Annotated in this window: 29 protein-coding genes and 1 tRNA gene; 18 read left to right on the forward strand and 12 right to left on the reverse strand. The window is 61.8% G+C overall.

Annotated elements, in window-relative coordinates; translation table 11 throughout:
* Window positions 1-134: 134 nt before the first annotated feature.
* Together OLZ32_RS10915 and OLZ32_RS10920 are read right to left on the reverse strand one after the other, a co-directional pair.
* Window positions 135-914, reverse strand: a complete 780-nt coding sequence (locus OLZ32_RS10915; protein ID WP_264421087.1) for an SDR family NAD(P)-dependent oxidoreductase — start codon at window positions 912-914, stop codon at window positions 135-137.
* Between the two features lie 381 nt (window positions 915-1,295).
* Entirely contained in the window at window positions 1,296-1,904 is a 609-nt protein-coding gene (locus tag OLZ32_RS10920; RefSeq protein WP_264421090.1) for a TetR/AcrR family transcriptional regulator, read from the reverse strand.
* Between the two features lie 112 nt (window positions 1,905-2,016).
* Between OLZ32_RS10920 and OLZ32_RS10925 the strand changes: the two genes are divergently transcribed.
* From OLZ32_RS10925 to OLZ32_RS10935, 3 genes are all read left to right on the forward strand, one after another.
* Window positions 2,017-2,703 carry a PspA/IM30 family protein gene (locus tag OLZ32_RS10925; protein WP_017990585.1) on the forward strand — a complete coding sequence of 229 codons (687 nt, stop codon included), beginning with the start codon at window positions 2,017-2,019 and terminating at the stop codon, window positions 2,701-2,703.
* A 49-nt stretch (window positions 2,704-2,752) separates the two neighbouring features.
* Window positions 2,753-3,034, forward strand: a complete 282-nt coding sequence (locus tag OLZ32_RS10930) for a YiaA/YiaB family inner membrane protein (RefSeq protein WP_003546080.1) — start codon at window positions 2,753-2,755, stop codon at window positions 3,032-3,034.
* A gap of 107 nt (window positions 3,035-3,141) precedes the next feature.
* Window positions 3,142-5,058 (forward strand): AMP-binding protein, encoded by a 1,917-nt coding sequence (locus OLZ32_RS10935; RefSeq protein WP_406647975.1) that lies wholly within the window; start codon window positions 3,142-3,144, stop codon window positions 5,056-5,058.
* Window positions 5,059-5,531: 473 nt separating this feature from the next.
* Here OLZ32_RS10935 and OLZ32_RS10940 read toward each other — a convergent pair whose 3' ends face one another.
* Window positions 5,532-5,939 carry a hypothetical protein gene (locus OLZ32_RS10940; RefSeq protein WP_003546082.1) on the reverse strand — a complete coding sequence of 136 codons (408 nt, stop codon included), beginning with the start codon at window positions 5,937-5,939 and terminating at the stop codon, window positions 5,532-5,534.
* 262 nt (window positions 5,940-6,201) lie between these two features.
* On the opposite strand from OLZ32_RS10940, the gene OLZ32_RS10945 reads away from it, so the two are divergent.
* The 3 genes from OLZ32_RS10945 to OLZ32_RS10955 all read left to right on the forward strand — a co-directional run bounded on the left by OLZ32_RS10945 (window position 6,202) and on the right by OLZ32_RS10955 (window position 7,826).
* Window positions 6,202-6,278: transfer RNA gene (locus OLZ32_RS10945), tRNA-Pro, on the forward strand.
* Between the two features lie 363 nt (window positions 6,279-6,641).
* On the forward strand, window positions 6,642-6,806 hold the full coding sequence (locus tag OLZ32_RS10950; protein ID WP_264421095.1) for a hypothetical protein: 165 nt from the start codon (window positions 6,642-6,644) through the stop codon (window positions 6,804-6,806).
* Window positions 6,807-7,100: 294 nt separating this feature from the next.
* Window positions 7,101-7,826, forward strand: a complete 726-nt coding sequence (locus tag OLZ32_RS10955) for a Crp/Fnr family transcriptional regulator (protein ID WP_264421097.1) — start codon at window positions 7,101-7,103, stop codon at window positions 7,824-7,826.
* A gap of 1 nt (window position 7,827) precedes the next feature.
* Here the strand turns inward: OLZ32_RS10955 and OLZ32_RS10960 are convergent, their stop codons facing one another.
* On the reverse strand, window positions 7,828-8,067 hold the full coding sequence (locus OLZ32_RS10960; RefSeq protein ID WP_406647972.1) for a DUF6894 family protein: 240 nt from the start codon (window positions 8,065-8,067) through the stop codon (window positions 7,828-7,830).
* 219 nt (window positions 8,068-8,286) lie between these two features.
* Between OLZ32_RS10960 and OLZ32_RS10965 the strand changes: the two genes are divergently transcribed.
* A complete protein-coding gene (locus tag OLZ32_RS10965; RefSeq protein ID WP_264399825.1) occupies window positions 8,287-8,535 on the forward strand; it encodes a hypothetical protein in 249 nt (82 codons plus the stop codon).
* A gap of 62 nt (window positions 8,536-8,597) precedes the next feature.
* On the forward strand, window positions 8,598-8,834 hold the full coding sequence (locus tag OLZ32_RS10970) for a hypothetical protein (RefSeq protein WP_264421099.1): 237 nt from the start codon (window positions 8,598-8,600) through the stop codon (window positions 8,832-8,834).
* Window positions 8,835-8,891: 57 nt separating this feature from the next.
* Here the strand turns inward: OLZ32_RS10970 and OLZ32_RS10975 are convergent, their stop codons facing one another.
* From OLZ32_RS10975 to OLZ32_RS10990, 4 genes are all read right to left on the reverse strand, one after another.
* Window positions 8,892-9,341: a type II toxin-antitoxin system VapC family toxin gene (locus tag OLZ32_RS10975; protein WP_264421101.1), complete on the reverse strand. Its 450-nt coding sequence runs from the start codon at window positions 9,339-9,341 to the stop codon at window positions 8,892-8,894.
* Window positions 9,338-9,589 carry a type II toxin-antitoxin system Phd/YefM family antitoxin gene (locus OLZ32_RS10980; protein ID WP_003546085.1) on the reverse strand — a complete coding sequence of 84 codons (252 nt, stop codon included), beginning with the start codon at window positions 9,587-9,589 and terminating at the stop codon, window positions 9,338-9,340. Before OLZ32_RS10980 ends, OLZ32_RS10975 begins: the two co-directional genes overlap by 4 nt.
* Before the next feature lie 233 nt (window positions 9,590-9,822).
* Window positions 9,823-10,842 carry a helix-turn-helix domain-containing protein gene (locus tag OLZ32_RS10985; protein WP_264421103.1) on the reverse strand — a complete coding sequence of 340 codons (1,020 nt, stop codon included), beginning with the start codon at window positions 10,840-10,842 and terminating at the stop codon, window positions 9,823-9,825.
* A gap of 9 nt (window positions 10,843-10,851) precedes the next feature.
* Window positions 10,852-11,040 (reverse strand): hypothetical protein, encoded by a 189-nt coding sequence (locus OLZ32_RS10990; protein WP_003546087.1) that lies wholly within the window; start codon window positions 11,038-11,040, stop codon window positions 10,852-10,854.
* Between the two features lie 180 nt (window positions 11,041-11,220).
* On the opposite strand from OLZ32_RS10990, the gene OLZ32_RS10995 reads away from it, so the two are divergent.
* Window positions 11,221-11,460, forward strand: coding sequence for a DUF982 domain-containing protein (locus OLZ32_RS10995; protein WP_003546088.1), 240 nt, complete (start codon window positions 11,221-11,223; stop codon window positions 11,458-11,460).
* 26 nt (window positions 11,461-11,486) lie between these two features.
* Here the strand turns inward: OLZ32_RS10995 and OLZ32_RS11000 are convergent, their stop codons facing one another.
* From OLZ32_RS11000 to OLZ32_RS11010, 3 genes are read right to left on the reverse strand one after another with little or no spacing between them, the layout of a single operon-like run.
* A complete protein-coding gene (locus OLZ32_RS11000; RefSeq protein WP_264421105.1) occupies window positions 11,487-11,711 on the reverse strand; it encodes a hypothetical protein in 225 nt (74 codons plus the stop codon).
* Complete coding sequence (locus OLZ32_RS11005; protein WP_264399821.1) at window positions 11,708-11,935, reverse strand: hypothetical protein; 228 nt, start codon at window positions 11,933-11,935, stop codon at window positions 11,708-11,710. The genes OLZ32_RS11000 and OLZ32_RS11005 overlap by 4 nt, the downstream gene beginning before the upstream one ends.
* Window positions 11,936-11,946: 11 nt before the next feature.
* A complete protein-coding gene (locus OLZ32_RS11010; protein WP_130708764.1) occupies window positions 11,947-12,210 on the reverse strand; it encodes a hypothetical protein in 264 nt (87 codons plus the stop codon).
* A gap of 428 nt (window positions 12,211-12,638) precedes the next feature.
* Between OLZ32_RS11010 and OLZ32_RS11015 the strand changes: the two genes are divergently transcribed.
* The gene (locus OLZ32_RS11015) at window positions 12,639-12,881 is read left to right on the forward strand and encodes a hypothetical protein (RefSeq protein WP_264421108.1); all 243 of its coding nucleotides are present in this window, start codon (window positions 12,639-12,641) and stop codon (window positions 12,879-12,881) included.
* A gap of 194 nt (window positions 12,882-13,075) precedes the next feature.
* Here OLZ32_RS11015 and OLZ32_RS11020 read toward each other — a convergent pair whose 3' ends face one another.
* Window positions 13,076-13,723 (reverse strand): S24 family peptidase, encoded by a 648-nt coding sequence (locus OLZ32_RS11020; protein WP_264421109.1) that lies wholly within the window; start codon window positions 13,721-13,723, stop codon window positions 13,076-13,078.
* A 142-nt stretch (window positions 13,724-13,865) separates the two neighbouring features.
* Between OLZ32_RS11020 and OLZ32_RS11025 the strand changes: the two genes are divergently transcribed.
* The 8 genes from OLZ32_RS11025 to OLZ32_RS11060 all read left to right on the forward strand — a co-directional run bounded on the left by OLZ32_RS11025 (window position 13,866) and on the right by OLZ32_RS11060 (window position 16,644).
* A complete protein-coding gene (locus OLZ32_RS11025) occupies window positions 13,866-14,057 on the forward strand; it encodes a hypothetical protein (RefSeq protein WP_003557274.1) in 192 nt (63 codons plus the stop codon).
* Window positions 14,054-14,242, forward strand: coding sequence for a hypothetical protein (locus OLZ32_RS11030; RefSeq protein WP_264421110.1), 189 nt, complete (start codon window positions 14,054-14,056; stop codon window positions 14,240-14,242). The genes OLZ32_RS11025 and OLZ32_RS11030 overlap by 4 nt, the downstream gene beginning before the upstream one ends.
* A gap of 267 nt (window positions 14,243-14,509) precedes the next feature.
* Window positions 14,510-14,788 carry a sigma-70 region 4 domain-containing protein gene (locus OLZ32_RS11035; RefSeq protein WP_264421111.1) on the forward strand — a complete coding sequence of 93 codons (279 nt, stop codon included), beginning with the start codon at window positions 14,510-14,512 and terminating at the stop codon, window positions 14,786-14,788.
* Window positions 14,789-14,820: 32 nt separating this feature from the next.
* Window positions 14,821-15,186, forward strand: a complete 366-nt coding sequence (locus OLZ32_RS11040; RefSeq protein ID WP_130786576.1) for a hypothetical protein — start codon at window positions 14,821-14,823, stop codon at window positions 15,184-15,186.
* Window positions 15,152-15,547: a hypothetical protein gene (locus OLZ32_RS11045; protein ID WP_264421125.1), complete on the forward strand. Its 396-nt coding sequence runs from the start codon at window positions 15,152-15,154 to the stop codon at window positions 15,545-15,547. The genes OLZ32_RS11040 and OLZ32_RS11045 overlap by 35 nt, the downstream gene beginning before the upstream one ends.
* On the forward strand, window positions 15,544-15,843 hold the full coding sequence (locus OLZ32_RS11050; protein ID WP_018069192.1) for a GcrA family cell cycle regulator: 300 nt from the start codon (window positions 15,544-15,546) through the stop codon (window positions 15,841-15,843). Before OLZ32_RS11045 ends, OLZ32_RS11050 begins: the two co-directional genes overlap by 4 nt.
* Window positions 15,840-16,037, forward strand: coding sequence for a response regulator transcription factor (locus tag OLZ32_RS11055; protein WP_003546099.1), 198 nt, complete (start codon window positions 15,840-15,842; stop codon window positions 16,035-16,037). Before OLZ32_RS11050 ends, OLZ32_RS11055 begins: the two co-directional genes overlap by 4 nt.
* 13 nt (window positions 16,038-16,050) lie before the next feature.
* Window positions 16,051-16,644 carry a hypothetical protein gene (locus tag OLZ32_RS11060; protein WP_264421117.1) on the forward strand — a complete coding sequence of 198 codons (594 nt, stop codon included), beginning with the start codon at window positions 16,051-16,053 and terminating at the stop codon, window positions 16,642-16,644.
* Window positions 16,645-16,989 lie beyond the last annotated feature (345 nt).

A 16,989-nucleotide genomic window follows, 5' to 3' on the forward strand; every position in this document is an offset into this window, starting at 1 on the left:
CAACTCGCCGTCGTCTATCTGTCTTTTTTGGCAGAGAAATATCGCTGCTGCGCAGCTCGACGGCTGCTGCACGGTTGCCAAGGAAAGCCTGCTGGCAAACATCGAGGGGGACGCGGCAACTTCCGATAAACGCCCTACCGCCGCTCCCCGAACAGCCGCTCACCCGTCAACTCCGCCAGCCTCTCCACCAACGCATCCTGAAACCCACGATCAGTAACCTCCGCCGCTGCCTCCCGCCGCTGCCGATGATACCAATACCCACCGCTGACCTTCGCAGCTTCTTCATCGCTTGCCGCAAGCCATGTCTGGGTGAGATGCCCCATCTCAAGATCATCGGGCGCGCCGGCGCCGCCCATCTTGGTCGGCACCCAGCCGGGGTCCACCGCGTTGCTGAGAACATCCGGCCAATGGCGGGCGATGGCGGCGGCGAGGGTGGCGATATAGAGCTTGCTTTCGGAATAGGCCTGGCTTGCGTTCCACGGTCGCTTCTTCCAGTCGATATCGTCAAGGGCGCTGCTGCCGCTGCGGTGCATGCCGCTGCTGAGATAGACCAGGCGATCGGGGCGCGTGATCCATGCGGTGAGAAGATAGGGGGCAAGCACATTCACCGCCAGCGTCTTTGCGTGACCATCCGGCGTTTCGCCCCGGCTCCTCTCGAGGTAGATGCCGGCATTGTGGACGACGGCGTCCATGCGGCCGATGGCGTTGACCTGCTCGGCAATCGATCGCGTTTCCGTGGCGCTGGCGAGATCGCCGATGACAAGCCCAAGTCCCGCAGCCGAAATCTCTGAGATAGCGGAGGCGCGCTCCCTGGAGCGGGCGTGCAGCACGACGTCATGGCCCTCCTTCATCAGAGTGCGGGCGGCGGCAAGGCCGAGGCCATCGGTGGAACCGGTGATGAAGATGCGGCTCATGGGGTTTCCCTTCGCGGCGGTGGGGGTAGGGCACAGAGTGCTTGGCCATGGGTCCTCAGGTCAAGCCCGATCCTCGGCTCAAGGCCGAGGAGGACGGAGGGTGGGGAGACGCGATTGGCAAGAGGCGAGATGCCGGAACGATTCCAGCAGCGTGGGGGTGCGGTTTTGCAGACTGGTTCCCACAAACTCCGTCATCCTCGGCCTTGAGCCGAGGATCCATGCGGCGAGCGCGGTGTTGGTGGTTAGTACCCGGCAGAGCAAGGGGCATTCGTCCTAGAACACATGCAAGCAGAGTGCTTGGCTATGGATCCTCGGCTCAAGGCCGAGGATGACGGAGGGTGGGGTGGCGTCCCACCACTAAACCAACGAAATTCCCCTCCATCACCCCCGCCGCCGTTCCGCCCCCGCCGCAATCGTCTGCACCAGCTCATCCACCTCCCGCGCCAGCCGCTCCAGCGGCAGGCCGACGAAGCGGCCTTCGAGGCTGATGCTGACGACGCCGTGGACGGCGCCGAAGAGGGTGCGGGCGCGGATGGCGCGGTCTTCGGGGGGCATGTCGGGCTGCAGTTCGGCCAGCGGTTCGGCGATCACATCCATCAGGAAGAGGTGCTCGTCGAGATGCCATTGCGGTGTCGGGCTCGATTCCGGCGGGAAGTGTTCGAACAGCGCCTTCCAGAGGTTCCGGTGTTCGACGGCGAAGCTCAAGTATCCCTGCGCCAGGTTGCGCAGCCGGTCGGTCGGCGGCTGGTCTTTGGTTTCGGAGAGCCGCAGCCTTGCCTCCAGCGCCTTCAGCGTGGCGGAATTGACGTGGATGACGAGCTCGGCGAGGTCTGAAAAGACCGTATAGAGGCCGCCGAGCGCGCAGCCTGCATCCTGGGTGATGTCGCGGGCTCGGAGATTTGCCAGCCCGTCTCTGGCGATCCGCTCGCGCGCCGCCTCGATCAGCCGGGCCTTCAGGTCTTCGCGTTTTTCTTCTCGTCTGCCGGCCATTCACCATTCCACTTCGATTTTTTTGAACGTCGTTCAAAATTTATCTTGAACGACGTTCATGATTCTGGCATAACACCTCTCGTGAACAACGTTCATAAACCGGAGGAAGGAAATGTTCAAACTGATTTCCATTTTGTTGCGGGGCAGGGCGCATGATGCCGAACAGGCTTTCGCCGACTGCCACGCCGTGCCGCTGCTTTCCCAGCAGATCCGCGATGCCGCTCAGTCGATCCAGTCGGCGCGGCGCAGTGTGGCGGTCGCCATCGCCCAGAACGAACAGGAGAAGGGGCAGCATGCAACGATCGTTGCCCGCATCGCCGATCTCGAAACCCGCGCCTCCGCCGCATTGGCGAAGGGCAATGAGGGCCTGGCCCGCGAGGCGGCCGAAGCGATCGCCTATCTCGAAGCCGAGCGTGATGCGTCGGAGAAGGCGCAGAGCCAGTTCACCAGCGCGATCGACAAGCTGAAGGGCATCGTTCGCGCTTCGGAGGCAAGGCTGCAGGAGCTGCAGCGCGGCGAGCGGCTGGCGCGGGCGACTCAAGAGGCGCAGAAGCTTGATGTTGTCGTCGCCGGTCCAGGCTTCGCCACGCTCGACGATGCCGAGGAGACCCTGGCGCGCCTTCGCCTGCGCCAGAGCCAGAATGAGCTGACGGCGGCTGCCCTGAAGGACATGGAAGGCGCCATCCGCCCGGCCGGCATTATCGAGAAGCTTGCCAATGCCGGCTTCGGCGCGCCGCTGCGCTCATCCGCCGATGATGTGCTGGCGCGGCTGAAGAGCCGCATCACGCCCGCTGCCTGAAATTGCATCCATTCAACCATTCATCCATCGAACCATAGGGACTAAGACAATGAACGACAGTTTCCAGAAACATTCCGCAAGCTGGGTCAGCTTCTCCTACATCTCCTTCGGCTCGGCCGCCTTCATGCTGGCGCTCGGCCTCTACATGATGCCGCTCGATCTCTGGGGCAAAGGCTATCTCGCCATGGGCATTCTGATGCTGGTGCAGACCACGGTGAATATCACCAAGACGCTGCGCGACAATGCCGAATCCGAGAAGCTGATCCGCAAGGTCGAGGATGCCCGCACCGAGAAACTCCTGGTCAAGTTCAATCGTAACGATGAAGATTGATCTTGGTTAACCACAGCGCAGAGTTGTTACCGCATTCAACTTTTGCGTAACAACTCTGTGGCCTTCTCTGCCAGTCGAAAGAGGGACCCGCCGTGCAACACAATCTGATGACCTCAAGGAAATTCGCGCCGCTGTTCTGGACCCAGTTCCTGACGGCCTTCAACGACAATTTCCTCAAGAACACCCTGGTGTTCGTCATTCTCTTCAAGATGTCGGCCAGTGAAGGTGCCGCCCTGGTGACGCTTGCCGGCGTCATCCTCATCGTGCCCTTCCTGCTGCTCTCCGCACTTGGCGGCGAACTCGCCGACAAACACGACAAGGCAAAGATCGCCGAGCTGTTGAAACGCTGCGAGATCGCGGTGGCCGCCCTTGCCGTTATCGGTCTGGCATTCTCCTCGATCTTCGTGCTGATGGCGGCGCTGTTCGGCTTCGGCATCGTCTCGGCGCTGTTCGGGCCGATCAAATACGGCATCCTGCCCGATCATCTCGAACGTCGCGACCTGCCGAAGGCCAATGCCTGGATCGAGGGCGGCACCTTCATCGCCATCCTCGCCGGCACGATCATCGCCGCATTCGCCTTCTCAGGCGGCGACAATGTGCTGATCTTCGGCACGATGATGATGGGGCTTTCGGTGCTCTGCTGGCTGGCCAGCCGGATGATCCCGCCCGGCGTCATGCTGCCGAATGCCAATGGTGCCGCCGCCACGCTTCTCGGCGTGATGAGCGCGGGCAAGGTGCCGGCGATGCTGAACTTCACCGCGGGTGCCGCCAATATCCTCTCCGCCTGCAAGGCGGCGCAAGTCAAACATGTGCTGACCTCGCGCGCCTTCGTCACCCAGGCAAAGCTCGGCCCTGTGATCGCCGAGATGGAAAAGCAGGTGACGATCGTCTGGCTCGATGATCTCAGGGCCGAAATCTCACTCAAGGACAAGATCCTTGGGCTTCTCCGCAAGGCTCGGCCGCTGGTCAAACGCCAGCCGGATGATCCGGCGGTGATCCTCTTCACCTCGGGCTCCGAAGGCACGCCGAAGGGCGTGGTGCTCACCCACCGCAACATCCTGTCGAACGCCGCCCAGGCCGCCGCCCGCATCGATTTCCACAGCGGCGACAAGGTGTTCAACATCCTGCCGGTGTTCCATTCCTTCGGGCTGACGGCGGGCACCGTGCTGCCGTTGATCTCGGGCGTGCCGGTTTATTTCTATCCGTCGCCGCTGCATTACCGCATCGTGCCGGAGCTGATCTATGCCTCCAACGCCACGATCATCTTCGGCACCGACACCTTCCTCAACGGCTATTCCAGGACCGCGCATCCTTACGATTTCCGCTCGATCCGCTATATCTTCTCCGGCGCCGAGCCGGTGAAGGCCGCGACCCGCCAGACCTATATGGAAAAATTCGGCCTGCGCATCCTCGAAGGTTACGGCGTCACCGAGACCGCGCCGGTCATCTCCATCAACACGCCGATGTACAACAAGTCGGGCACGGTCGGCAAAATCCTGCCGGGCATGGAATGGAAGCTCGAACCGGTGCCCGGCATCGATGAGGGCGGCCGGCTGCATGTGCGCGGCGCCAATGTCATGGCCGGTTACCTGCGTGCCGAAAAGCCCGGCGTGCTCGAGCCGCTCGTCGATGGCTGGCACGACACCGGCGACATCGTCACCATCGACGAGGACGGCTTCGTCAAGATCCGCGGCCGCGCCAAGCGCTTCGCCAAGATCGCCGGCGAAATGATCTCGCTCGCCGCCGTCGAGACGCTCGCCGCCGAGCTCTGGCCGGGCGCCCTCTCGGTCGTCTCCTCGCTGCCCGACGCCAAGAAGGGCGAGCGCCTGGTGCTCCTCACCGACGCCCCCACCGCCACCCGCGCCGAATTCCTCGCCTTCGCCAAATCCAAGGGCGCCATGGACATGATGGTCCCGGCCGAGGTCAATATCGGCAAGGTGCCGGTGCTGGGTTCGGGCAAGGTGGATTTCGTCGCGGCGCGGAAGCTGGCGGAAAGTGCGGTGCAGGCGGGGGAGGCGGCGTGAGGGCGGCGGCCTCAGCTGCGGCCCATGAGTTTGTAGACAACCTCGCTCTCTACTCGGCGTCATCCTCGGCCTTGTGCCGAGGATCTGCTACCTACGAACTGGCGGACGGTGCGAAGTCTGGTGAGAGCGCCACGCCCAATCTCCCTCATTCCTGTGCTCGTCACAGGAATCCAGCCACCGCGTGTCTGCGCGGTGAATGACTCTCATACAGTGAAGCAGGTTCTCCCGCGCCCAAGGACTTGGGCGCACTGGATTCCTGTGACGAGCACAGCAATGACGGAGGAGAGGTGGGGCGAGACACAACAGGCAGCCTTGGCGCGAACCTGATAGCAAAGCCTCGTCCCGAGCATCTGCAGCCAGTGCAGCAGATGCTCGGCACAAGGCCGAGGATGACGCCGAGTAAAGAGCGAAGTCCGTCAACAGACTGAGACGGCACCCGGGCCGCCTGCTTCGCATCTCAAACAAACCGTCCGTTACTTCTGTTCCGGCGCCAGGAACTCTGCGCAATAGGACGGGCCGTTGACGCCCGGGATGTCGGCGACGGTGCGGATGTCGCGGATCGTGTAATCGGAGTTGGTGGTGATTTCGGCCTGGCAGCGCAGATAGGTGGTGCGGGCGGAGGAAATCTGCTTGCCGCGCTTGCCGTCGGCGCCTTCGGCATATTTCGCCGGAATGCGCACGGTCTTGTAGCCGCCGCGCCAGGTATAGACGGTGGTCGAGCCCTGCTCGCTGTCGCTGATCGGCGGGCCGTAGGCGGCAAAGAAGACGCCGGCCGATTTGCCGACCCAGCGGGCCTCGATCGGGTTGCCGGCGGAAGGTATGGTCGTGCATCCGGCAAGCGCAATGGCAAGCCCGGCCGCGGTCATGGTGCGGAAATTCATCGTGTCGTCCCTGATCTCTAGCGCATTGGCTGCGAAGCCGCCCTCGTGAGCGTTTTCGCCTGTCCTGTCTGCCCTTTAGCGTGGAACCCGACAAAAGAAAATTGCTCCTTTGAGACTTCCGTTCGATTTGCGGCAGGTGTGGCTTTTTGCTGCAGCCGCCGACCTCAAGACCTGTCACAACCCCGTCAAAATTTCCGCCGGCTTTTTGGAATTTGGTGCTTGTGCAACCAGATAGGCTGTTCTATAGAAGCGCCGCTGGTCACGGAGTGTAGCGCAGTCTGGTAGCGCACCACGTTCGGGACGTGGGGGTCGAGTGTTCGAATCACTCCACTCCGACCAGCTAGAAACCCCGCTCCGGCGGGGTTTTTCGTTTCTGCTGATCTCAGCCCAAAGTTCCTCCGGATTTCACCGTTTGATTCATGCGATCCCTGTCCTCGCGCCTTGCCCGCTGTGGATCAAAAAGGAGCCCCGCCGAAACGGGGCAAATTGGGAACGGACGGATCGCACAGGAGGGAAGGGTTGGCGTACGGCCCCGTCATATGAGGGGGAACCTGTGCGATCCTTATGGCCAAACGACGGATGGTCGGAAGAGTTCCTGTGCGGTTCCGCACCAAGCGCCCTGCGCCTGGAGGATGCTGTCGGCACCTTGCTTCATCCGAATAAGAGCACATCTCGATGGAGTAAACGCCGTCAGGAAAACAAATGGCCTACGAGCCAGATATGGCTATCGTCTTCGATAGCGTGACAAGGGCGGTGATCGTCAGTTTCCGCGGAGTCATGGTCTATCTGCCGGGTCCCTATGCCGACCGAAAGGCGGGCGTCCTGACCGCCGAAGCGCATTGCCGCCGACTTGGCTGGCGAGATTGATTGCGACTTCTGTCAATAATCCCACAAAAGGCAGATATTTCTATTGTGAATCGCTCGTCCTGTCGCAATGAGCGCGCATGCCGAGGCAAAAGGTGCTAAGGTCTTTGATCGGTATCGAAAGGTCGCTACCGATTTTTTCGCCGCTGATCGTCAACAATTTCAGCGGCTTATGTGCGGTTTTGTCATAAACGCACACTTCCTCGGGACCTATGGTCAAACCAACGGCCGTCCCGTAGTTTTTCACCAACTCACAGGCGTTTGGTTTGACATCCAAGCTCCCCATGCGGAGCCTCTATGACCCACATTGACCAATCGACTGTCGAAAATACCCTGCTGAAAATTTTGAGTATAGACCGCTTCGCACGCCTCTCGGAGGGGATGGAGCGCATTGACCTGCCACTACGGCACGTTCTTGTCGCCAGCGACGTCCCAACCACGCATGTCTGCTTCTTGGAAAGAGGCCTGGGATCCATGGTTGTCAGCAGCACCGACGAAGAAGTGGTGGAAATTGGCCACATCGGGCGCGAAGGCGCATCCGGCATGCACGTCGTCCTGGCAGTAGAGACCACCCCCACGCGCACATTCATGCAAGTCGCAGGGTCGGGAATTATGGTGCCGATGGAGACGTTTCAGCGCGCGCTCGCCGATGATCCCGAGATGAAGGATTTCTTCCTTCGCTATGTTCACACAACCGTGCTGCAGCTCGCCCATTCGGCGCTCGCGAACGCCCGCTACAATATGCATGAACGGCTGGCTCGGTGGATCCTCATGTGTCACGACCGCCTTGAAGGCAACAACCTGGCCATTACCCATGAATTTCTGGCATTGATGCTCGGCGTTCGGCGTTCGGGCGTCACCAACGAGCTGCACATGCTTGAGGGCGTCCACGCCATCCGATCGACCCGCGGAAACGTGCGAATAGTGGACAGGGAAAAATTGATCGAAATCGCCGGTGGCTGCTATGGAGTGCCGGAGCGCGAATATGAAAAGTTGCTGGGTCTTCCGCTCCGCGCCGGGTAGATCAGCCCACTCGCTTAACCGCTTCCGAAAACGGCAACACGAGCAGGATATCGCCTGTTTCGTTTCTGATCTCGACGCTTCTTGACGCAATGTCATATCCGAGCAGCACGGCACTGCTCATCAATGCACGCGCATCACGCACCGCTTCAATGCGAGCGGCATCCAGATCAGCAAGCTCGGTTCCTTCCAAGTCGTCGAGCGATCCTGCTTCAGACAGAATGTTGAAGTAGAAGCGTGGCATTCGAAATCCTTCAAAGCCCGGCAGGATAAGTCGCCTATTTTGCCGTTCCGCGGCGTTCAGATCAACTGCATCGGGCATGCTTTCGTCATCCGTGCCGATGCCCCTGCGGCCACTGTGCGCAATCGCACTGATAGTTGGCATCGAGAAGTCATTGGATTAAGTTTTAATGTGGGCTTCAACTCAAGACTAACCCGGAGCGGCGCCGCGTAGGAGGATGATATGATCGATTTCAATCTCTCGCTCCAGACGAAGGACGTGAACGTGCTGACGGAGGCTGTGCGGACCTGGTACCAGCATAATCACGTCACACCGACGGAAGGAGCAACGCAATTGCTCTGTAGTGCGGCTATCGATCTTTTTAGCCAGGGGCACAGGACGCCGGAGGAACTGGCTACGTTGCTGATCACAAGATTTGACAGCCCTCATTCGCTGCAGGTCAACGCAACGACGTCCACTGCTCATCATTAGCGACTCGGTTTCATCCCCTGGCATGACCGTAGGCGCTTCTATCGGATTTTGGAGGCATCGAAATGCTTCAATCCCTCATTACATTGTCCGATCAAGACATCGAACTCGTCGTCACTGCGGTTGGGCAGTGGTGTACGAAGAACCACTGTGAGATCGATAGCAACGAAGGCCACCGCGCCCTGACCCTTGCCATTGATCTCGTTCAGAACGGCGCCCGCAATACGCTCCTCCAGAACTTGACGGAGCGCCTTTGCCCCCGGTCCGGTCAGATGGACGCGGAAACCTCCGGCGCGAGCTGACGAGCAATGAGTGCCTCCATAATCCGGTCGGCGGCGTCTTGGCAGTGTCGGTGACGATCATTCCGACCGGAACGCGGCGGGAAGATCGACAACCACATCAAGCGGCTGGAAATGCCGCAAGTTTTCCGTAATGACAGTGAGGTCGTAGGCGCGCGCGGTCGCCGCGATAATGAGATCGCCAAGCCCGGGATGACGGCCCTGGCTTTCGGCTTCATCTTCCAGGGCGCCGACGATGCGCGCGACAACGGTATCCATAGGCAAGATCCGATCGCCGAAACTCTCGGTGATGAAATCCAGCCATGCCGAAAGGCGCTTTGCCCGCTCGATCCCGCCGCGGCGGTGAAGGCTCCGCATTCCCTTCTCGATCTCCGCGACCGATAGAGCCGACAGAAAGAGAGCATCGGCTTCGCCCTGCTCATGAAACCATGCCCGCACCGGATCGGACGGCGGCACCTTGCCCGGCGCGAACTTCGAAATGATGTTCGTGTCGAGAAGGTAGGCGGTCACAGATCGATATCCCGCATTTTCGAAGGGTTCCGCTCCAGCTCGACCCCGCCGGGAAACGTCAACAGGAAATCCCCGAAATTCGGCCGTGGCTTCTTCAAAGCCCTTTTCGCCGCCTCGGCCGCTTCGACGGACACAAGCACGGCAGCGGGCTTTCCGTGCCGCGTGATCGTCACGAATTCTCCGTTTGCCGCTTCATCCACCAGACCGGCGAAACCGGCCTTTGCCTCTGCCACGCTGATTGTCGACATTGCGGCTTCCTTCTTAAATGACCATATATGGTCAAAGTAGACATTGACGCCGACGAACTCAAGAGGAGGAATTTCCAAGGGTGCAGTGGCGCTTTAGAATCAACCAGCCGAAAGCCCGCCCTTCCTCTGGTTATAATTTTTCTGCAGGAAAGTTATAACCGAGGCACGGCTGAACAGGAACGGTACATCGGCTCCGCATGGGTGAAGGTCCGGCCAGACGCCGGCGGTCGAGCCTATTGGCTCGGAGCCCCGGCGCTCAGCAGCACCCGGACCAATGCCGCCTGGCTGCGGACGCCGGTTTTGTCGAAGATCCGCTTCAACTGGGTGCGCAACGTGTTGACACTGACCCCGAGCCGATCGGCGGCGGCGGCGAGGTCATGGCCATCGACGATCAGGCGCGCAAGCCGGGTCTGCGCCGGCGAGAGGCCGAAAACCTCCCGCGCGCTGGCGATCCGGCGCACCAGCGTCTCGGCGTCGTCGAAGGAGACCAGCACCTTGCCGTCCTCGAGCAGGACCCAGCAGTGGAGCGGAATCCCCGCCGCGTCTTCGCCGAGCGCCACCGCCCAGGCCTGCTTCGGCGCGATGTTCAGCGGTCTCTGGCTCTGCAGCTCGCGGAACGCCAGGCGCACCGCCTCGCGCAGCGCAGGGTCGCGTTCGCGCTGCCGGGCACGCAGGCGGCCGGCAGCGGCGACGAGCCCGGGATGGCCAGGCATCCGCTCCCGCGCCAGCCGGTTCGTCCAGAGGATCCTTGCATCCGCGGCGACCTCGATCAGCGGGCAGTTCGCCGCCTCGACGCTGCTCTCCATCATCACCATGCAGCCGATCTTCCAGGCGCCGTCGATCCGGTGGAGGATTCTGAGCTGGCGCTTGCGATCGTCGCCGATGTCGCTGCCGATCTGATCGAAGGTCATCCAGGCCATGTTGCCGACGACGACGATGTTGACCTTTTCCCAGCGGACGCGCTCCGAAAAGGCGTGTTTCTCCGGGAAACGCTCGACGATCTTCTTGATCCGCGCAGCGATCGGGTCCCAGCCTTCGTCCACGCGGACGCCGAGCGAGATGAAAGATTCCATCCGCCGGGTCTGCGGCGACTGCACCCAGTGGCTCGCCAGCGCCTCGAAATCCCGCTGCAGCCAGGCCTCGGTTTCGGCGCGGATCACGGCCATGATCGCCGCCCGGTCAGCCTCGCTGTCGTCCATCGCGCGGTCCCCCACAACGGATCGCAGCATAGCATGATCGCTCTGTCGGAGCATGACGGCACCTCATGCCTTGATGACGCCGGCCAGAAACAGCGTCAGGCCGGCGGTCGCGGCAGTCAGCCCGAGAAGCCGAAGCTTCAGGCGCGGCAGGGTGATCTGATTTCGGTAGTATCGGTCCTCGGCCGAAGCACCCATCGGCATCGGGCGGCGGCGGTTTGGCATATGCGCGGCGACGAGACTCTGAAGGTCCATTGTGTTGCCTCCCGGTTCGGGCTTCATCTGCCGCATTCTCGCACGCATCCGAGCCCTGCTCTGTCATGCGGGCGGAGGACATCGGGCTCGGCGCCCGGCTGGCGAACAAAGAATCATCTCAACCGGAACGAGTCCCCAAGTGATTCGTTGAGTCGCGTGTCCAGCGTGAGGGGCTGCATCATGAGCAAGCGACGAAGCTTCAAACCGGTGAAAATCACCATCAATGGGAAGACCCGAACCGTCTACAATGTCGTGCAGGCGGGCAACACTTTGCTGAATGACTGGCCCGAGCAGACGCCGGCGGCTAAGGTGGCCGAACGGCTTGTGCTTGATGTGTTCAATGATGCCGCCGGGCCCGAGCAGGTGCGCCGCGCATTCATCACCGCGGCGAAGGCGAGCGACATCAAGTTCAGCTCCTGACCGGCGGTGTCGGCAAAAGCCATGGCTCACTTCCATGATACCTGTTCCTGGCTTCGCAGATCCCGGGTTTTGAACTGTGTCTCCATCCAGGCGGCCGATACGATCGCCGCGAGGACGCCGAAGGTGAGGCAGGCGATGGCCTGGATCCGCCACGAGACGAAGGTGACCGGCGGTGGGGTGACCGGCTTTTTCGCGCATTCGCCGGGCGGGCAGGCGCAGCCGGAAAAGGCCTTGATCAGGCAATCGCTCATGCCGCACCGCCTTTCACCGTGTCGATGGCGGCGAGGATCTTCTGGTGAAGCGGGCAGCCGTGATCGTCGCTGCCATCGAAAAAGCGTTCGGCCTCCACCAGCGCCGGCAAGAGATCGGGTGCCCCGGCCGTGAAGCGGGTCTTTTCGGTTGCCCCGGTCCGCCGGGCGGCAGGAAGGGAAGGGCTGTCGGTCGATGGCTCTGGTGCGGGACTGGCGGCTGACATCTCCGTTCTCCTCAGGCGTAAAGCTGATCGGTATCGGTGATGCCCATGATCTCGCGGGCATAGCGGTAGTGCTCCTCGACGCTGGCGGCAGCACCCCGCAGCCAGGACGGGCCGCGGATCGAATGTTCGGGACGGCGCAGAAAGGCAAAGCCGAGGGCGCCCATGCGCTGGGCTTCGTTCGCCATATAGGCGCGGCAGTCGCCCATCGTGCGCGCCGCATTCCAGCGGGCATCCCGCTTGCTCTCCTCGGTCTCGATATTGCGGATGTGCTGCATCGCCTGTCCTCTCGCGCCTCTGATCGGCTTGTGAGGGAAAGGTATATATCATACCCGACTGCGTCAACCATGAAAGGTATAAAAAATACCCCATAGATTGACGAGGTACGAATCATAGGTCTATGTCTGGGGCAAGTGATTGGGCGACCGGGTGCAACTCCCGAGCTGACGAAGCCCAGCGGCGCGGGAAGCGAAAGTCCTTAAGTGCGCTGTCAGAAAATCAGGACGAGGGCGAAGCGAATGGCCCCTCTGGCACGTGTCCCATCCCGGCTCCGGCCTTCAGGACTTGGCCAATGCTCTCCCGGCTTCATGGGCTTTGCTCATGGGGTAGGGGGAAGCTTTGGCCGGAACCCTCCCTCACCAGCCTTCAGGAACCTTCTCCTCCTAAGCTGAAGAGAGAGGATAGAGAACTGAAGTTGGAGTAGATGATGAAGGCAAAAAAGGAGGCCGGCCATGCGCATGAAATCGAAATCACCGACGAGGTGATCGAGGTGGGTCTGGATGCAATCACCGAATTTTTAAGGTCCATGGAGGACGCTGCCGAAGGACATGTTCTCTCCGAGGCTATCCGCTCCATCCTGGTGGCGGTGACGAGGGTGGTGCGCGAACGGCATTCGGAGCTTCCGCAATTTTTGGTTTCAGAGGATGAATCCTCCCGATACCCCTCGTGATCCTGGCTAGAGGATCTGCGAGCTCAGGAGCGAAATCCTACAGGCCGTACATCTCGCGCACGGCGCTGTACGCCAGGAGCAACACCGCTAGTGTGACGATATAGAACCAGATTCGGCCGGCGCGTGAGGAAGGGCGGATCATCCTGTTTTTCCTATTGAAATATGGTTGGTTCGCGGCATTAATTCCGAGCCCCCTACATCTCGATGATCGATCGGCGGACGCGGCCGACGATGGTGACGGCGCCCTGGAATTCCGGTGGCGGCACGTCCTCGTAGGACGCCGGCTGGAAGGGCGGGTCGTCGTTCGGGCGATAGCGCTTGTAGGTTGCAGCACCCGTTTCGTCGGCGACGACATAAAGCGCGTTCGGCGCCAGGCGCTTGTCGCGCAGATTGACGAAGATGATCGAGCCGGGCGGCGAGATCTTGTTCATCGAATTGCCTTCGACCTCGAGCGCGATCCATTCGCCATCGGGCAGATCGAGGGCGGCGATCGTCGGGAATTCCGAAAAATCGGTGATCGGCGCCTGCTCGCTCAGTTGGCCGGCGCTGACCCAGGAGATCTTCGGCACGTCGGCAACGGAGGCGGGCAGCTCATCCGGATCGAGCGCGTTGCCGGCGCCGAACTGCAGCCAGTTGAGATTGACCTTGAAAGCGCGGGCATACTTCTTCGCGTCAGCTATGCCGAAGCCGTTGCGGCCGGATTCATGCGCCTTGTAGACATTGGCATTCCAGCCGAGCCGATCGACGATCGCCTTCGGCCCGGCAAAGCCAGCATTCTTCCTGGCCATGACAAGGCGCTTTGCGCGTTCTTCGCGCTCAAATTGTTCCTGATCTTTCAACATGATATAAAAAATACCCTAAAATAAGGTACATGTCATGCCCTAATGTGCTTGACATTACGGGTATTAATTGTACCCTAATCGCTATGAAACACACCGACATCATCAACAACGGGCGGGCCTTTCCTACTGCGGAGATGGCACCATGAGGTTCACCATCTCAAGCGAAGAGCGGCTCGCCATGGACGTCATGCCGACCGGTGTCGTCATTCACCGGCCGCAAGGCCCAAGGGGAGGGCGGATGTCGGTGATATCAGTTCGCAACGAGGATATCCCTTTCCTCGCCAAGGCCCTGCAGCAGGTGCTGAACGCCAACCGGGAGGTGGAATCGCTATGACCATCTCCACCGCAACAGCCGCCCGCTACACCGGCTGCCCGATGTGCGGCAAGGCGCTGTCGATCGCCGAGGTAATCGAGCGTCACTGCGAAAATTGCGACCGGCCGACGAGACCGAAAGAGATGCGGGAGATTTTCCCCGGCGCTCAGCCGATCTCCAACCCCGATAGCCCAGCCCCTCCCTGACGGCTATCGGTGGCTGGCGTCGTCGCCCTCCCTCGGCGACGCCAGCATCTCGGGCGCGACCGTGTCGTGCCCACCGGGCGCGGCATGCCGTACCCACCGGGCGCGACTGTGTCGTGTCCGACCCAGGCGGCGGCCTGGCAGACGACCGGAGCCTTTGCTCCCAGAGCCGGCTCCGGTCGTCATCGATGAATTTGAATCAAGCACGGGACGAGCCACCCGCTCCGGCGGGAACGAGCCGCGCTTGAAATCGGAAAGAAGGATCAAGCGATGAGCATCCAGGCCGAGGCCGCGCCAGCGCAGCAAAGCACGCACATGAACGCGCTCGAACTCTTCCGCTCCGGCCGGGACTATCTCGAAATCGCTACCATCCTCGGGGTGTCGGTGCCGTCGGTGGAAACCGAGATCCACCGGCTTCGAAGCGCCGAGAAGGGCGACACCGCCCAGCAGGACCATGCCGGCGCAGAGAACAGGCGGTTTCCCCGCCGCACCGCCAAGCCCGGCGCCCCGGTGAATTTTACCGGCGGGCGGCGGAGGCTGCGGGTTTGAAGAGGCCATCTCAAGCGGGAAAGGGACATCGCATGGGTAAGGACACAGTGAGCCAGGAGATCATGGAGATCCTCGGCCCGGTGCTGGGGGAGGAGCTCGCGGCAGCGATCATCGAGCACCGCAAGCGCACGCTGAAGAAGCCGCTGACGGCTTATGCCGCGCGGATGCAGGCGAGGGAATATCTTATGACCGGCGACCCGGTCGGCGCCGCCGAGATGCAGATCTTCCGCGGCTGGCAGGCGATCAAATGCGACTGGTACCTCAAGGAGAAGGCGAGGGAGGCCGGGTCGATCAACAGCAGCACGAGAAGGACGACAGTGGATGCCGCAAGAGATTTCCTCTCCGGTGAAGATCATAGCTGGGATGCTTTCGGGTTTCCCGGCGTCCGCAGGCACTGATCCCGACATGCAGATCCGCGCCTATCTCGTGGCGATCGAGGGCATCCCGCTGGAGGCTGTCTGGCAGGCGGCCAAACTCTTCATCTCCGGAAAGGTCAGGGATCATAACCGCGCTTTCGCCCCGAGCTCAGCCAGTTTTGCCGAGCAATGCCGCAATCAGCAGGCGGCGATCGAGGCGGAGAGCCGGCCGCGCATGGAGGCGGAGCCCGAGGTGCTGCAGCCGAAAGTGCCGGCCTACAAGATGCAGTTGCTGCGCGACGCCGCCAATGGCAGCCGCAGCGCCAAGCGGGAGCTCGCCAAGATGTTTCCCGACAACCCGATCATTGCAAGGGCCGCACGACACGAGGAGGCAGTGAGATGACCATCACCTTTTGGACGGAAGACAAGATCGTCAAGGCGGAAAAGCTCTGGAAGGAAGGGCTGTCGGCGAGAGAGATCGCCAACCTCTTCGGCTCGAAGAAGAACACCGTCATCAACATGGCACATCGCAACCGCGACAGGTTCCCCTCGAGGCAGGACACCTGGCATCCGCAGCCGAAGGCGGGCCCGCCGGTCCAGCCGATCCGCCACCCCGACCGCGTCACGCGGGTGACCATGTCCGGCGCGCATGTGACGATGCCGCGCGTGCCCTGCATCGATGGGCCTGCAGAGCCATGAGCAACGTCACCCCACGCGAAACCGAAGTGATCCGCTGGATGGCGGCGGGCAAGACGGCCGCCGAGATCGGCACCATTCTCGGCATCTCCCACATCACCGTGAACACGCACATTGCCAACGCCAAGGCGCGGCTCGGCGTCTTCAAGGATACGGCGCTGGTCGCCGCGGCACTCAGAAACGGCATCATTCGATAGAAGGACGATCAGCATGGGCGGCAAGGCCACCAAGGTGAAGACAGGACGGGTCAACAAGGGCGCCGGCCGTCCGCGCAAGGAAAATGTCGAGCGTTTTCCCTGCGGCAAGATCAAGCCCTTCGAAACCGAGAAGGAGAATGTCAGCGTGGCGATATCAGCCCGCCGCCGCATCCACGGCTTCGGCCGGACGGTTGATGACGAGACGGTCAAGAGCCCCTTTGCCGGCTACACCCTCGGCCGCATGTTCCTCGACGGCCTGATCACCGCCGAGCAGCGCCAGGCCGGCGACGACTATGCCGAGGCGATCGCCCGCTACCACAAGACCACAGGCATCCCGGCCCCGAGCCCGAGGGCGCAATCGCTCTTTGCCGTCAAAGGCCACGAAGGCGAGCAGACCGAAACCTTCGCCGACCGCGCCCGCAAGGCCAGCAACCGCATGATGGCACTGCAGGGCATCCTGCTCCGCTGCCCCGACGGGCCGCAGGTGAGAAGCACGGTCTATAACGTCACGGTGATGGATTACGAACATTTGCGCCAGATGCCGCCGCAGCAGTTGCTGTGGCTGCGGAGAGGGTTGACGGCGTTGCGGGGGGCGAGGGGTGGGTGATGGGGGGTAAGGCTCCACTCGGGTGTCCGGGGCTGCGACCTCTCTCCAGCCTCATCCTGAGGCGCCCCGCAGGGGCCTCGAAGGACGAGGCTGGCCGCCCGCCTGCCTCGATATGCCAATGCTGCCATTGGCGTCCAGCCACCCGCCCTCGTCCTTCGAGGCTCCGGCCTTTGGCCTGCGCACCTCAGGATGAGGGCTAGTCGGTGTGCCCTGCCGTTGCGATTCCCGTTAAACCAGGGCCGCAACCTCTCTCCAGCCTCATCCTGAGGCGCCCCGCATGGGCCTCGAAGGACGGGGCTGGCCGCCCGCCTGCCTCGATATACCAATGCTGCCATTGGCGTCCAG

The sequence above is a fragment of the Rhizobium acaciae genome (assembly GCF_025941625.1).
Taxonomy (GTDB): Bacteria; Pseudomonadota; Alphaproteobacteria; order Rhizobiales; family Rhizobiaceae; genus Rhizobium; species Rhizobium acaciae.

Excerpts from the sequence above, each read along its gene's own strand:
- OLZ32_RS10950 (WP_264421095.1), top strand. The coding sequence starts at position 6,642 with ATGGCCTACGAGCCAGATATGGCTATCGTCTTCGATAGCGTGACAAGG.
- OLZ32_RS11060 (WP_264421117.1), top strand. The coding sequence starts at position 16,051 with ATGGGCGGCAAGGCCACCAAGGTGAAGACAGGACGGGTCAACAAGGGC.
- OLZ32_RS11050 (WP_018069192.1), top strand. The coding sequence starts at position 15,544 with ATGACCATCACCTTTTGGACGGAAGACAAGATCGTCAAGGCGGAAAAG.
- OLZ32_RS11015 (WP_264421108.1), top strand. The coding sequence starts at position 12,639 with ATGAAGGCAAAAAAGGAGGCCGGCCATGCGCATGAAATCGAAATCACC.
- OLZ32_RS11000 (WP_264421105.1), bottom strand. The coding sequence starts at position 11,711 with ATGAGCGATTGCCTGATCAAGGCCTTTTCCGGCTGCGCCTGCCCGCCC.
- OLZ32_RS11030 (WP_264421110.1), top strand. The coding sequence starts at position 14,054 with ATGACCATCTCCACCGCAACAGCCGCCCGCTACACCGGCTGCCCGATG.
- OLZ32_RS10935 (WP_406647975.1), top strand. The coding sequence starts at position 3,142 with ATGACCTCAAGGAAATTCGCGCCGCTGTTCTGGACCCAGTTCCTGACG.
- OLZ32_RS10915 (WP_264421087.1), bottom strand. The coding sequence starts at position 914 with ATGAGCCGCATCTTCATCACCGGTTCCACCGATGGCCTCGGCCTTGCC.
- OLZ32_RS11005 (WP_264399821.1), bottom strand. The coding sequence starts at position 11,935 with ATGTCAGCCGCCAGTCCCGCACCAGAGCCATCGACCGACAGCCCTTCC.
- OLZ32_RS10930 (WP_003546080.1), top strand. The coding sequence starts at position 2,753 with ATGAACGACAGTTTCCAGAAACATTCCGCAAGCTGGGTCAGCTTCTCC.
- OLZ32_RS10985 (WP_264421103.1), bottom strand. The coding sequence starts at position 10,842 with ATGCTCCGACAGAGCGATCATGCTATGCTGCGATCCGTTGTGGGGGAC.
- OLZ32_RS11035 (WP_264421111.1), top strand. The coding sequence starts at position 14,510 with ATGAGCATCCAGGCCGAGGCCGCGCCAGCGCAGCAAAGCACGCACATG.
- OLZ32_RS11040 (WP_130786576.1), top strand. The coding sequence starts at position 14,821 with ATGGGTAAGGACACAGTGAGCCAGGAGATCATGGAGATCCTCGGCCCG.
- OLZ32_RS10960 (WP_406647972.1), bottom strand. The coding sequence starts at position 8,067 with ATGCCACGCTTCTACTTCAACATTCTGTCTGAAGCAGGATCGCTCGAC.
- OLZ32_RS10920 (WP_264421090.1), bottom strand. The coding sequence starts at position 1,904 with ATGGCCGGCAGACGAGAAGAAAAACGCGAAGACCTGAAGGCCCGGCTG.
- OLZ32_RS11025 (WP_003557274.1), top strand. The coding sequence starts at position 13,866 with ATGAGGTTCACCATCTCAAGCGAAGAGCGGCTCGCCATGGACGTCATG.
- OLZ32_RS11055 (WP_003546099.1), top strand. The coding sequence starts at position 15,840 with ATGAGCAACGTCACCCCACGCGAAACCGAAGTGATCCGCTGGATGGCG.
- OLZ32_RS10980 (WP_003546085.1), bottom strand. The coding sequence starts at position 9,589 with ATGTCGACAATCAGCGTGGCAGAGGCAAAGGCCGGTTTCGCCGGTCTG.
- OLZ32_RS10970 (WP_264421099.1), top strand. The coding sequence starts at position 8,598 with ATGCTTCAATCCCTCATTACATTGTCCGATCAAGACATCGAACTCGTC.
- OLZ32_RS10995 (WP_003546088.1), top strand. The coding sequence starts at position 11,221 with ATGAGCAAGCGACGAAGCTTCAAACCGGTGAAAATCACCATCAATGGG.
- OLZ32_RS10965 (WP_264399825.1), top strand. The coding sequence starts at position 8,287 with ATGATCGATTTCAATCTCTCGCTCCAGACGAAGGACGTGAACGTGCTG.
- OLZ32_RS11045 (WP_264421125.1), top strand. The coding sequence starts at position 15,152 with ATGCTTTCGGGTTTCCCGGCGTCCGCAGGCACTGATCCCGACATGCAG.
- OLZ32_RS10940 (WP_003546082.1), bottom strand. The coding sequence starts at position 5,939 with ATGAATTTCCGCACCATGACCGCGGCCGGGCTTGCCATTGCGCTTGCC.
- OLZ32_RS11010 (WP_130708764.1), bottom strand. The coding sequence starts at position 12,210 with ATGCAGCACATCCGCAATATCGAGACCGAGGAGAGCAAGCGGGATGCC.
- OLZ32_RS10955 (WP_264421097.1), top strand. The coding sequence starts at position 7,101 with ATGACCCACATTGACCAATCGACTGTCGAAAATACCCTGCTGAAAATT.
- OLZ32_RS11020 (WP_264421109.1), bottom strand. The coding sequence starts at position 13,723 with ATGTTGAAAGATCAGGAACAATTTGAGCGCGAAGAACGCGCAAAGCGC.
- OLZ32_RS10925 (WP_017990585.1), top strand. The coding sequence starts at position 2,017 with ATGTTCAAACTGATTTCCATTTTGTTGCGGGGCAGGGCGCATGATGCC.
- OLZ32_RS10990 (WP_003546087.1), bottom strand. The coding sequence starts at position 11,040 with ATGGACCTTCAGAGTCTCGTCGCCGCGCATATGCCAAACCGCCGCCGC.